Consider the following 12,412-nt stretch of genomic DNA (forward strand, 5'->3'; position numbering starts at 1 on the left):
ATAGCCAGTGTTGATGCCCTACGCGCTTCGCGCTCCGGCGCAGGTTAACTTGGGCGTTAGGCTTCGCAAGCACCACCCCACCATGCAGGCACAAAAACTACAAATACTCATCGGTACGGCCCGCGCAGAGTTGAAGCGAGCCTATGAGGCGCATCACCGCCCGATCCATTTTGATGTCATCGTGCAAGCACATCTCCATTGCCAGTGCATTGCAGGCGTTCCGCTCCCATACCTTGCCGAAGTCGAACAACTTGAAGCACTTGAACAAGAGTATGAAGACCTGACCAAGAAGGTCTTCCTGCCACGATGGCGGGCAAGACGGATGTTCATGCACGACCTGATCGACGCCGGCGCCATTCGTCCTGAGTCGGTCGATCGGGCGGCCGAGTTCGTGGCGCTCATCGATGACAAGCTCATTGGGGACTTTGAACCACCACCGAAACAAGAGCCGGAGGCTGCAGAGGATCTCTTGAAACTGCTCCACCCTGTAGTTGTTGAGAGTTCCTGGGCCCAGTTCAGAGTGGGGCACTTGAGAGACGCTGTTCTGAATGCCTACGTGGCGCTGGGTGACCTCATTCGCGAACGCACGGGCCTCGCCCAGGATGGGAAGGCATTGGTTGAGCTTGCCCTATCCCCGAATAAGCCAGTCCTCGTCCTCAGCACTATGGACACCGAGTCGGGCAGAAATGACCAATCTGGGTTCATGCAGATCATCGCCGGCGCATTTGTCGGAGTCCGGAACCCGAAGGCCCATAGTCTTGCCCACGACTTGGACCCAACCAAGGCAGCGCAGTACTTGGTGTTCGCTAGTCTCCTTGCCCGTCGCATTGCCGAAGCTCAAAAGGTTGTATAGCAGTGCGACGAAGCCCTGAACGCAAAGCTGCCAAAGCTTCTACCCCCACTCAAACAATCGAAGTCTTCAAAGCCCGGTCCCGCACATACCGCTCCTGCGCCAGTTCGATCAGCCTGGTGATCAACTCGGTATAGCCCAGCCCGCTGGCCTGCCATAGTTTGGGGTACATGCTGATGGAGGTGAAGCCGGGCAAGGTGTTCACCTCGTTGACCAGCACCTTGCCTTGCGGCGTCAGGAACACGTCGACGCGGGCCATGCCTGCGCAGTCCAGCACGCGAAACGCCTCCAGGGCCACGCGGCGGACTTCGCTGCTGGCGGCATCGTCGATGTCGGCTGGTACTACCACCGCAGCGCCTTGCTCATCGATGTATTTGGTGTCGTAGGAATAGAACTCGTCACGCAGCACGATCTCGCCGCACAGACTGGCCTGAGGGTCTTCATTGCCCAGCACCGCGCATTCGATCTCGCGGCCCACTATGGCTTGCTCTACCAATACCTTGTGGTCGAACTCCAGCGCAAGGGCCAGGGCGTGCTGGAATTCGTCTGCAGTGCGCACCTTGCTCACGCCGACCGACGAGCCCATATTGGCCGGCTTGACGAACAAGGGCAGGCCCAGCTGGGCCACCACTTCGTCGAACCGGGCGCGGTGCACGTTGGCCCGCGTGAACACCAGGAATGGCGCCACGGCCAGCCCGGCGTCACGCAGCAGGCGCTTGGACACATCTTTGTCCATGCACACCGCCGAGCCCAGCACACCCGAGCCCACGAAAGGCAGGTTGAGCATGCGCAGCAGGCCTTGCAGCGAGCCATCCTCACCCTGCGAGCCGTGGACAATGGGAAACACCACGTCGATCTGGCCCAGTACCGCCGTCGCTGCTGCCTGGGTGCTGACCAGTTGCCGGCTATCCGTGCCCGGCACCAGCGCCACGTCCAGATGGCTGCGATGCAGCGCAATGCGTGCAGGGTTGTCGGCATGCAGCAGGTAATTGGACACATCGTTCACATGCCACTGACCTTGCTTGTCGATGCCGATCAAGGTCACCTCAAACTTAGTTGTGTCCAGCGCATCCACAATGTTCTTGGCCGACTGCAAAGACACTTCGTGTTCTGCCGATTTGCCACCAAAAATGATTCCAACCCTGGTTTTACTGGCCATGTGCGCTTCCTTGCTTTGTTCTGAGAATGTACATCCAGCGATGTGGAAGCGCGTGAACGTAGCTGCTGCGTAAACATCCGTAAACCAGGCCCGTTCCTGCAGCTTTGACTCGGACACTGGACTCCAATGCAGGCAAAGGCGGTCACCTGGCCGCACTACGAAAAGGATCAGAAAATGCACAAAACAACTTTGATCGCCGCACTGACCGCCGCCAGCCTGTGCCTTGGCAGCGTGGCCCAGGCGCAAGGCCGGTCCGGGGGCGATGACGACTGGCAGCGCCAGAACCAGCAGCATGACCAGCGCAATGACCCACGCCAGGCACACCGTATGGACCGCCAAATGCCAGGCCAGGCCATGGGACAGCGCATGCAGAATGACCGCCCCCCGGCCATGCAGGAACGCGGCGCTGGCCCGGACCACAACTTCCGCAAGGGGGGCCGCCTGCCACGCGAATACCGCAACAACACCTATGTAGTGAACGACTGGCTCGGCCACCACCTCAGCGCGCCGCCGCGCGGTTACCACTGGGTGCAAACGGGTGGCGACTATGTGCTGATTGCCATCACCACCGGCATCATTGCGCAGATTTTGCTGGGCAATTGATACTAGCCAAACTGGACTCTAGCGCTGGTATTACCTGCGCTAGCAGCTCCCAAAAGTAGAGCAAATGCACAACTACCGCGCCTGGCGCCGCTCGGAGTCGGGCGCGACGAATTTGCGCAGCAGGCGCAGCAGCTCTTGCCGTTCTTCCAACTCCAGTCCATCCAGCAGCTGGGTCTGCATGTCTTGCATGCCGGGCACCAAGGTCTCCAGCAGCGCGGCGCCGGCCTCGGTAAGCGCCAGGCTGCGCTGGCCGCGTGCCAGCACGGCGCGGCTGATCCAACCCTTGCTTTCCAGGCGCACCGCGATGTCGGCGGTGGTGGACGTGTCCAGCGCCACCTCTTGCGCCAGCGTGGCCTGGTCTATGCCCGGCTTGGCCTGCAGCACCCGCATCATGGCGTACTGCACCGGCGTGACCTCGCGGCCCAGATGCTGGTGGAAGCTGGCCACAGCGATCTGGTGGGCCCGGCGTATCAGATGGCCGGGCTGGTCATTGAGGTCGATGGGCGCGGCAAAAGACGTGGCAGCGGTGTCGGGCATGGTGTCACAGGTCGAGTACAAGTACCGGTGATTTTGACCGAGAACAGCAGGGGGTGAACTGGTCGTTGGCGGCCTGCTCCTCGGGCGTCAGGTACAGGTCCTTGTGGTCGGGCACGCCTTCGATCACGCGGGTCAGGCAGGTGCCACACACGCCCTGCTCGCACGAGAACGGCACCTCCACGCCGGCCAGCGCCAGGGCCTGGATGACGGTTTGCTCCGCTGCGATGTGGATCACCTTGCCGCTGCTGGCCAGGCGCACGTCGAAGCTGGCGTCATTGGCCGAGTGCAGCACCTGCGCCGAAAAGAATTCGTAATGCAGCTGCTCTTCGGGCCAGCCGCTGGCGCGGGCGATACCCAGCACCGCATCCATGAAGCCCTTGGGCCCGCACACATACAAGTGCACGCCGGGCTGCGGCTCGGCCAGCAGGTCGGGCAGAGACAGCGCTTGCACACTGCCGCCGTCGTCGAAATGGAAGTGCACATCGCGCGCAAATGCGCTGCCGCGGATGCGCTCGACAAAGGCCGTGCGCTCCTGCGAACGGGTGCAGTAATGCATGTCAAAGGGCTTGCGGCTGGCCGCCAGCTGCTGCGCCATGGCCAGGATGGGCGTGATGCCTATGCCGCCGGCCAACAGCAGGCTGCGCTGGGCGTCTGCCGCCAGGGGGAAGTGGTTCTTGGGCGCGCTGATCTCCAGCTCGCTGCCCTCGGCCAGGCTGTGCATGGCCTCGGAGCCACCGCGTGATGCCGGGTCGCGCAGCACGCCCAGGCAGTAGCGCTGGGTTTCCTGCGGGTCGTTGCACAGCGAATACTGGCGCGTGGTGCCGCTGGGCAGATGCACGTCGATATGCGCGCCGGCGCTGAAAGCGGGCAGCGCCGCGCCGTCCAGCGCCACCAGCTCGAAGCCGCAAATGCCCTCGGCCTCCAGCCATTTACGGGCCACGCGCACACGCAACTTGTCGCTCATACCGTCACCTGCGTAGCTTCCTGGGCCAGTAGACGGTCAATCACCTTGCGCGACTGCACGCCGCCAGCGTCGATGTTCAGCATCAGCAGCTTGCGCTCGGGGTAGGCCAGCAGGTTGCGCTGCTGCTTTTCCAGCATTTCCAGGTCTTCACTGAAGATCTTGCCTTGGCCTTCGCGGATGCTGGCGGTCAGCGCCGCGTCCTGCGGGTTGAAGCTGCGCGCCATGCCCCAGAAGTACCAGATGGAGGTCTCGGTCTCGGGGGTGATGAAGTCCACGACGATGGAAGCGGCCTTGTGCTCTGCCGGTGCGTCGTAGCCGCCCTTGCCGGCATGGGCCACGCCGACTTCGATCATCACATGGCTGGGCGGGGTGAAGCGGCAGACCTGCCAGCGGTCCACCGGCACGTCGTCGGCCAGGCCATTGCCGCGCAGCGCCATGCGCCAGAACGGTGGCGCGGAGATGTTTTCCATGTAGCGGCTGGTGATGACCTCGTCGCCATTCACCACGGTCTTCACGGGTGCCTCGTCGATCTCCTTCTGGCCGATGCTGCTGGCGTGCACATAGGTTTCGTGCGTCAAGTCCATCAGGTTGTCCACCATCAGGCGGTAGTCGCAGTTGATGTGGAACAGGCCGCCGCCATAGGCCCAGGCGGGGTTGTCGGCCCACTCCAGGTGGTGCAGCTTGGACTCGTCGGCCAGGTCCGGGTTGCCGGGCCAGACCCAGATGAAGCCGTAGCGCTCGATCACCGCGAACTTGCGGATCGGTGGAAAGCCGCGCACGCGCTGGCCGGGCATGGCCACGGTCTTGCCGTCGCAGCCCATTTCCAGGCCGTGGTAGCCACAGACCAACTTGCCGTTTTCCACCTTGCCCAACGACAGGGGGGCACCACGGTGCGGGCAGAAGTCTTCCAGCGCGGTGGCCTGGCCCTCGGGTCCACGGTAGAAGACCATGGACTCGCCGCAGATTTTGCGGCCCAGGGGTTTGTCGGCGATGTCGTCAGGCATGCAGGCGACGTACCAGGCGTTTTTGGGGAACATGGCGTGGGCTCCTATCGAGGGTTGAGTCATTTAGGCGGGCAAGTTCAGGCCCGCTGCTTCTTACGATCAGTATACGGATCGTCAATTCAAAACAAAAGGGGCTAGGCCTCGGTACTTTCCCGAATGCCGCCCCTTTTCAGTGGACGCCTACGCTACATAATTTATAGCTTCTTGCGCAGGCAATTCCTGCGCTGGAGCCCTATTTTCCTTAAAGTGCCTGGCCCAGGCGGGCAATGCCCTCTTCGATCTTTTCCACACCCACGGTGGCGAAGCTCAGGCGCAGCGTGGACAAGTCGGCGTCGTGCGCAAAGAACGGTGCGCCGGGCACAAAGGCCACCAGCTTTTCAATGGCGCGCTTGGCAAAGGCGCCGGCGTCGCGGCCTTCGGTCAGACGTGCCCAGAAGAACATGCCGCCCTGCGGCGCATTGAAGGTGATGGCGCTACCCAGCTCGCGGCGCAACGACTCGGCCATGACGCGGGCGCGCTCGGCGTAGACCTTGCGCACCCCGACCAGCGTGGCGTCCAGGCGGTTCAGGGTCAGGTAATGCGCGGCCGTGGCCTGGGTCAGGTTGCTGGTGTGGGCGTCGCTGAACTGCTTGCACATGGTGGCCTTGGCCAGCAGCTCAGGCTGGGCGATCAGCCAGCCTACGCGCAGGCCGGGGCTGAGGATCTTGCTCATGGAGCCGCAATGCGCCAGCCAGTCACGGCTGCCGGGCACGTCGGCGCTCAGCGCCAGGATGCTGGGTGGCGGTGGCTGGTCAAAGTACAGCTCGCCATAGGGGTCGTCTTCCACCACCAGGGTTTGGGTGCGCACGGCAATGTCCAGAATGCGCTTGCGGCGTTCCAGGCTCAAGGTGGCGCCGCTGGGGTTGCCGAAGGTGGGGATCAGGTAGACCAGCTTGGGCTTGTGCTCGTCGATCAGCTTCTCCAGCGCGTCCACGTCCACGCCGTCGGCATCGATGGGGGCGCTGACGACCTGCGCGCCGTACAGGCGGAAGCACTGGATGGTGGCCAGGAAGGTCGGGCCTTCGACGATCACCTTGTCGCCGGGGTTGATCATAGTCTTGCCGATCAGGTCCAGCGCCTGCTGGCTGCCGGTGGTGACGATCAGGCCATCGGGCGCGACGGTCACGCCCTTGTTGCCCATGAATTTGCTGAGCTGTTCGCGCAGCGGGTTGAAGCCTTCGGTGGCACCGTATTGCAGCACCGGGCCGGGGTTGTTCGCCAACACGGCGGCGGTAGACTCTGCGATACCAGCCACATCAAACAGCGCAGGGTCGGGGAAGCCGCCCGCAAAGCTAATGATGCCGGGCGTGCCCAGCAGCTTGAAGAGTTCGCGGATGGCGGAGGTTTCAACGTTATTGAGTCGGTCGGCAAATGGCAGGGACATGGTTGGGTTTCTCGCTTTCTGAACCGCATTGTCGCTAATCCAAAAAGGGACGCCCCATGCTCGTAGAACTGAGGTTGCTGCCGCCCATGCACTTGGCCTATATGCGCTGCACCGGCCCTTATGACAGCACTGGCAGCCCTGCCAGCACACAGACCTGGGGCCGCTTTGCTGCCTGGTGCCGCCAGCACGGGCTGGACAGCCCAGACCGCATGCAGCTGGGCATACGCCAAGACCGGCCAAGCGCCACGCCCGCCGAGCTATGCCGCTACGACTGCTGTGTAGAGGTGGACGAGGGCTTTATGCCCAGTGCCGAAGTGGCGGTGCAGGACTTTGCCGGTGGCCGTTATGTGTGCGGCCAATTTACCGGCACCGCGGCAGATATCCAGGTAGCCCGGATGCACCTGTGCAACGAATGGCTGCCCAGCGCGACGGCCGACGGCGCCTGGCGTCTGATGGAGGCGCCGCTGCTGGAAATCTACCCCGAAGGCTACCGGGTAAACGCCGAAACCGGGGTCCTGCAATGCAGCTTATGTTTACCCATTCGCGCCGCATAAATAGGTAAGAATAGGCCTTATGTAAGGCATGCATTTCAGCCGCCCTACCCACCTGCAGAGGAGACACCATGTCGGACATCTCGGTATTTTTTCAATCCGTCAAATTGCCCGTCATGTCGGAAGTAGCCCATGCGCTGATCCGTACGCTCAACGATGAAGATGCCACCGGCCCGCAGGTGGCCGCCATCATCGCCAAGGACTCCACCCTGACCGCCCGCCTGCTGCGCCTGGCCAATAGCGCCAGCTTCGGTCTGAGCCGCAAGGTGGCCACGGTGGACGACGCCATCACCCTGGTGGGCATGGGCCGGGTACGCACTCTGGGCCTGGCCGCAGCCATGGGCGACGCGTTTCCCGTGGTGGACGGCCTGGATCGCAAGGAGTTCTGGCGCAGCTGCATGGTCAGCGCTGGCTATGCGCAATGGCTGTCGGCCCACCTGGGCCTGGACGGCAGCGAAGCCTGGCTGGCCAGCATGATGGTGCGCCTGGGTGAGCTGATGATTGCCCAGGCCGAGCCGAGCAGCCTGCAAGAAATTGAAAAACTGCCGCACCAGCCCGGCGGCCGCTGGGAGCGCGAACAGCGCCTGACCGGCTTCAGCGAGGGCCAGATCACCGCCGAGCTGGCGCGCCGCTGGAACTTCCCCGCCGAGATCGTGCGCGCGCTGGACACCTGCTCCGACCCGCTGGCCGCCCACCCGTTCAACCGGCTAGGCGGCATCGTGCACCTGGCCATGTTGTTGGCCGACATGCCGGCCGGCGGCGTAGAAATGCTGGATGAATTGCCCGAAGATGTGGTGCACGCCCTGCAGCTGAACCGAGAATGGATGCAGTCCAAATTCCCCCTGCCCGACTCGTTTGTCGATATCTCCTCACTCTGAAATGGAACTCTGCCAGGCATGAATCGCCAAGCCATCGCCGGATTTTTTGCCACCCTACAGGCCGCCAACCCGCACCCCGTTACCGAGCTGGAGTACAGCAGCCCGTTTGAGCTGCTGGCGGCCGTGCTGCTGTCGGCCCAGGCCACCGACGTGGGCGTCAACAAGGCCACGCGCAAGCTGTTTCCAGTTGCCAACACGCCGCAGGCCATTCTGGACCTGGGCCTGGAGGGGCTGGAGGGCTACATCAAAACCATAGGCCTGTACCGCAGCAAGGCCAAGCACCTGATGCAAGCCTGCCGCATGCTGGTGGACCTGCACGGCGGCGAAGTGCCGCACGACCGCGAGGCCCTGGAAGCCCTGCCCGGCGTGGGCCGCAAGACCGCCAATGTGGTTTTGAACGTAGCCTTTGGCGAACCCACCATGGCGGTGGACACGCATATCTTCCGCCTGGGCAATCGCACTGGGCTGGCGCCCGGCAAGACCCCGCTGGAAGTAGAAAAAGGCCTGCTCAAACGCATTCCGGCCGAATACATGGTGCATGCCCACCACTGGCTGATATTGCACGGCCGCTACATCTGCCAAGCACGCAAACCCCTGTGCTGGCAGTGCGGCGTATCGAGCTACTGCGACTTCAAACCCAAGACTGCGGCGCCCTGACTCCACGGTCAGACCAGAGGGACGCTCGCCCTGGCCCGGGACTGCAGCCACTGCTCCAGTTCGGGCGCCGGCAAAGGCTTGGCAAACAGATAACCCTGCAGCACCGGGCAGCCGCGGTCCGTGAGAAAGTCGGCCTGCAGCTGGGTTTCCACACCTTCGGCAACCACCGTCAGGCGCAAACCGTCGCCGATGCGCAAGACGGTGTTGGTCAGCGCCTGCGCAGCGGCACTGTCGTCCAGGTCTTGCACAAAGCTTTTGTCCAGCTTCAGCTCGTGAATGGGCAGGCGGTGCAAATAGCCGAGGGAGGAATAGCCGGTACCAAAGTCGTCCAGCGACAGATGCACTCCCATGGCGTGCACCGCGTGGATGGTCTGCAGCGCGCTGCCGCCGGAGTCCATCATCACGCTCTCGGTCATCTCCAGCGTCAGGTCGTTCGGGGTCAGCCCGTGCTCGCTCAACAAGTTGGCCACCAGGCGTGGCAGGCCGGCATCCTGGAAATTGCGCGCCGACAGATTGACGGCCACCCTTGGCACGGCTATGCCCCGCCTGCGCCAGTCGGCCATCTGGCGGCAGGCTTCCTCCAGGCCCCAGCGGCCCAGAACGTCGATCAGGCCAGACTCTTCCGCCAGCGGGATGAAGCGGGCCGGCGAAATCACCCCCAGCTCTGCGTGCGTCCACCGCGCCAAGGCTTCCACACCATGCAATTGCTGACCGCCATGCCCCATGACCTGCGGCTGGTAGTGCAGCTGCAGGCCGCCTGTGCGCAGTGCCTCACGCAACGCCGACTCAAGAGCAATGCGCTCCTGGGTCTGGCGATCCATCGCCAGATTGAAGAAACGCATGCAACCCCGGCCATCGCGCTTGGCCTGGTGCATGGCCAGATCGGCGTGGGTCAGCAGGGTATCGAAGTCGGTGCCATCTTCGGGGAGCATGGCCACACCCAGACTGGCGTTGGAGTGCACTACCGTACCCGACAGCAGCACCGGCGCGGTCACTGCGGCACGCATTTCGTCAGCCACCTGCGTGGCCTGCTCAGAGGTGCACTCCGTCAGCACGGCCACGAACTCATCCCCCGCATGGCGCCCCAGCAGATCGCCCACACGCACGAACAGGCCCAGACGGGCAGCGATTTCACGCAGCAGCGCATCCCCCGCGCCATGGCCTTGCGTGTCGTTGACCTGCTTGAATCGGTCGATATTGAAAAACAGCACAGCCAGCGGCGCCTGTGTACGGCCGGCTTCCGCCACCGCAGCTTCAGCCCGTTTGCGCAGCATGGTGCGATTCGGCAAGCCGGTCAAAGCATCGAAAAATGCCAATTGATGGATATGCGCGCGCGACTCCTCGCGCTCCATTGCCAGCGCACAGAGATGCACACAGACATTCACCAGGCGCTGGTGCAATGGGTCCGGCCCGCGATTTTCACGAAAGTAGAACGCGAAGGTGCCCAACACCCGGCCATCCTGCGCCATGATGGGGCTGGACCAGCAGGCCAGAAAACCATAGGGCAGGATCATGTGCTTGTAAGGCGCCCACAGCGGGTCACTGGCGATATCCGTCACCACCACAGATGCGCGCCGCCAGGCTGCCGTACCGCAGGAGCCGGCCTGGGGCCCGATGGACAGCCCTTCCAACGCAGATGAAAACTCATTGGCCAGACCTGGTGCCGCCAATGGATGCAGCCGGCCCTGCATGTCCACCGCCAGCACCGAGGAGGTCACTTCGGGCGCGATCTGTTCCACCTCGTAGCAGACCAGCGCCATCAGGTCTTGCAAGGGCATTTCCTGCGCCATGGCTTGCAGCACCTTGTACTGCAGCTGTTCATGCATCTTGACCTGTGTAACGTCAGACAGAACACAGACCAAGCCCAGCAACTGGCAGCGCTCGTCATACGACGGGTCCACCACCACCGACACCCACAAGAGGTGGCGGGTCTTGGTGTACATCAGCGCCTCGGTGTGGCCGCCGCCTGGCTGCAAAAAGTTACCGGCCATGCGCTGCATGGCCTCGGCATTAGAGTGTGGCCCGGCCAACAGCACACTGGCCAACTGGCCCAGCGCTTCGCTTGCGGTGTAACCAAAGACCCGGGTAAAACCTGCGTTGACGTAGCTGATGCGGGCGTCCGGCCCGCATACGAGGAAAGCGCTGTCACTGTGCGACACGGCCTGCAGCAACTGGCTTGCCACCGCCCGCGTAAAGCCCCCTTCGGGTGCTCCGACAGACTGGGCTCCAAAATTGGGAGGCGACATGTTCATGGGTGGGCCATTCAACGAGGTCGAAGCCCAGTTTACCAGTGCATATGCTGCTGTACAGCCCCCACCGCACACACAAACCCTAAACCATACTTACATATAAAAATGCCTTGTAGCGCATATAAAACTTGCGCAGCAAGCTATTAAAACCGTAGCACGCACCCAATTACGGAGCCGCGCTTTGCGACACACCTGCAGATGCAAAACTAGCCATGTCCGCCAGCACCAAGCAGGCTGACTGCAGCAGCGGCCAAGCCATGGCGGCCCCCGAGCCCTCGCCCAGGCGCAGGCCTAAATCCAGCAGTGGCGTTGCACCCATATGGTGCAGCATCAAGGCATGGCCGCGCTCGCCCGAGCTGTGGGCGAAAACGCAGCGCTGCAACACCAAGGGCTGCAGCGCATGGGCCACCAGAACCACCGCACTGGTGATGAAGCCATCGACCAGTATTACGCGGTTCTCCTGGGCCGCTTGCAGCACTGCGCCCAGCATGGTCGCCATCTCGAAGCCACCAAACGCCTCCAGTGCTTCCAACGGATCGGTCACGCCGGCATGGCGCTCCAGCACCTGGGTCAGCACGGCGATCTTGCGCTGCAAACCCGCATCGTCCAGGCCGGTGCCCACGCCGGTGCAATCCGCAATATCCAGCCCGGTCAAACGGGCCATCAATAGCGATGCGGCCGAGGTATTGCCAATGCCCATTTCACCCAGCAGCAAGACATTGCCTGGCAGGCTTTTCACCACCGCACGGCCCTGGGCAATCGCCCGCTCGCATTCGGCGGCACTCATGGCCGTTTGTTCCAGCGCATCGGCTGTGCCATAGGCCAGCTTGTAGTCCAGCAGCCCCGGGCGGGGCGCAAAGTCATGCCGTACGCCGCAGTCCACCACGGTCAGCGCAATGCCATGCTGGCGCGCCAGCACGCTGACGCAGGCACCACCGGCCAAAAAGTTTTCCACCATCTGCCAGGTCACATCGCTGGGATAGGCCGACACACCGCGCGCAGCCAGGCCATGGTCGCCAGCAAACACCACCAACTGGGGTTGCTCCAGTACCGGAGCCTCGGTGCCCAAAATCTCGCCCAGCTGCACGGCCAAGGCTTCCAGCCGCCCCAAAGAACCCAAGGGCTTGGTCTTCTGATCCAGTTTGAGCTGCAACAATGGGCGCAAGGAAGATTGGGACAAATCCGTCAAAGTCATGGTGGGTTCTCGGTCAATGCAAAATACGCAGATTACAGCAGACACTGGAAGCAACCCACCTGGCCAGCCTTGGTATGGGACTTGCATTCGAAGCTACCCAGCTGTTAAGGGCAAACCCCTGCCGCTACGCACCACCTTGGGGCCTAAAATTTGAGCCCCTAAAGTGTGTCCTGCAAGCTATTTTTGACACCCCTCCTACCAGGAACATCAATGAAGAAAATCGTTCTGACTCTCGCCCTGAGCGCCCTGTCTATTGCCGCAATGGCACAAGGTAAAGACCTCAAAGTCGCCATCGACCCCACCTACGAGCCCTTCACCTTCAAGACCGCCGACGGCAAGCCC

The 12,412-nt window shown here is 62.7% G+C and carries 12 protein-coding genes; 5 read left to right on the forward strand and 7 right to left on the reverse strand.

From position 1 onward, the window contains the following. The first annotated feature begins 82 nt into the window (after nt 1-82). Complete coding sequence (locus AC07O2_RS13790; protein ID WP_495076308.1) at nt 83-853, forward strand: TIGR02391 family protein; 771 nt, start codon at nt 83-85, stop codon at nt 851-853. Nucleotides 854-902: 49 nt separating this feature from the next. On the opposite strand, the gene ddlA is transcribed toward AC07O2_RS13790, so the two are convergent. Beyond that, nucleotides 903-2,009 carry a D-alanine--D-alanine ligase gene (gene ddlA, locus AC07O2_RS13795; RefSeq protein WP_495076309.1) on the reverse strand — a complete coding sequence of 369 codons (1,107 nt, stop codon included), beginning with the start codon at nt 2,007-2,009 and terminating at the stop codon, nt 903-905. 174 nt (nt 2,010-2,183) lie between these two features. On the opposite strand from ddlA, the gene AC07O2_RS13800 reads away from it, so the two are divergent. After that, nucleotides 2,184-2,612, forward strand: coding sequence for an RcnB family protein (locus tag AC07O2_RS13800; protein ID WP_495076310.1), 429 nt, complete (start codon nt 2,184-2,186; stop codon nt 2,610-2,612). A 72-nt stretch (nt 2,613-2,684) separates the two neighbouring features. Here AC07O2_RS13800 and AC07O2_RS13805 read toward each other — a convergent pair whose 3' ends face one another. From AC07O2_RS13805 to AC07O2_RS13820, 4 genes are all read right to left on the reverse strand, one after another. Further along, nucleotides 2,685-3,149 (reverse strand): MarR family winged helix-turn-helix transcriptional regulator, encoded by a 465-nt coding sequence (locus AC07O2_RS13805; protein WP_495076311.1) that lies wholly within the window; start codon nt 3,147-3,149, stop codon nt 2,685-2,687. Between the two features lie 4 nt (nt 3,150-3,153). Further along, nucleotides 3,154-4,113 carry a PDR/VanB family oxidoreductase gene (locus tag AC07O2_RS13810; RefSeq protein WP_495076312.1) on the reverse strand — a complete coding sequence of 320 codons (960 nt, stop codon included), beginning with the start codon at nt 4,111-4,113 and terminating at the stop codon, nt 3,154-3,156. Beyond that, nucleotides 4,110-5,150, reverse strand: coding sequence for an aromatic ring-hydroxylating dioxygenase subunit alpha (locus AC07O2_RS13815; protein WP_495076313.1), 1,041 nt, complete (start codon nt 5,148-5,150; stop codon nt 4,110-4,112). The genes AC07O2_RS13810 and AC07O2_RS13815 overlap by 4 nt, the downstream gene beginning before the upstream one ends. A 208-nt stretch (nt 5,151-5,358) precedes the next feature. Further along, entirely contained in the window at nt 5,359-6,534 is a 1,176-nt protein-coding gene (locus AC07O2_RS13820; protein WP_495076327.1) for an aminotransferase-like domain-containing protein, read from the reverse strand. 62 nt (nt 6,535-6,596) lie between these two features. On the opposite strand from AC07O2_RS13820, the gene AC07O2_RS13825 reads away from it, so the two are divergent. The 3 genes from AC07O2_RS13825 to nth all read left to right on the forward strand — a co-directional run bounded on the left by AC07O2_RS13825 (nt 6,597) and on the right by nth (nt 8,626). Beyond that, entirely contained in the window at nt 6,597-7,094 is a 498-nt protein-coding gene (locus AC07O2_RS13825) for an AraC family transcriptional regulator (protein ID WP_495076314.1), read from the forward strand. Nucleotides 7,095-7,162: 68 nt separating this feature from the next. Next, the gene (locus AC07O2_RS13830; protein WP_495076315.1) at nt 7,163-7,969 is read left to right on the forward strand and encodes an HDOD domain-containing protein; all 807 of its coding nucleotides are present in this window, start codon (nt 7,163-7,165) and stop codon (nt 7,967-7,969) included. 18 nt (nt 7,970-7,987) lie between these two features. Continuing rightward, complete coding sequence (gene nth, locus AC07O2_RS13835; protein WP_495076316.1) at nt 7,988-8,626, forward strand: endonuclease III; 639 nt, start codon at nt 7,988-7,990, stop codon at nt 8,624-8,626. An 8-nt stretch (nt 8,627-8,634) separates the two neighbouring features. Here nth and AC07O2_RS13840 read toward each other — a convergent pair whose 3' ends face one another. Together AC07O2_RS13840 and cobT are read right to left on the reverse strand one after the other, a co-directional pair. After that, a complete protein-coding gene (locus AC07O2_RS13840; RefSeq protein ID WP_495076317.1) occupies nt 8,635-10,872 on the reverse strand; it encodes a sensor domain-containing protein in 2,238 nt (745 codons plus the stop codon). A gap of 169 nt (nt 10,873-11,041) precedes the next feature. Then, entirely contained in the window at nt 11,042-12,070 is a 1,029-nt protein-coding gene (gene cobT, locus AC07O2_RS13845) for a nicotinate-nucleotide--dimethylbenzimidazole phosphoribosyltransferase (protein ID WP_495076318.1), read from the reverse strand. Nucleotides 12,071-12,412 lie beyond the last annotated feature (342 nt).

Source organism: Rhodoferax sp. GW821-FHT10B06, assembly GCF_059415605.1.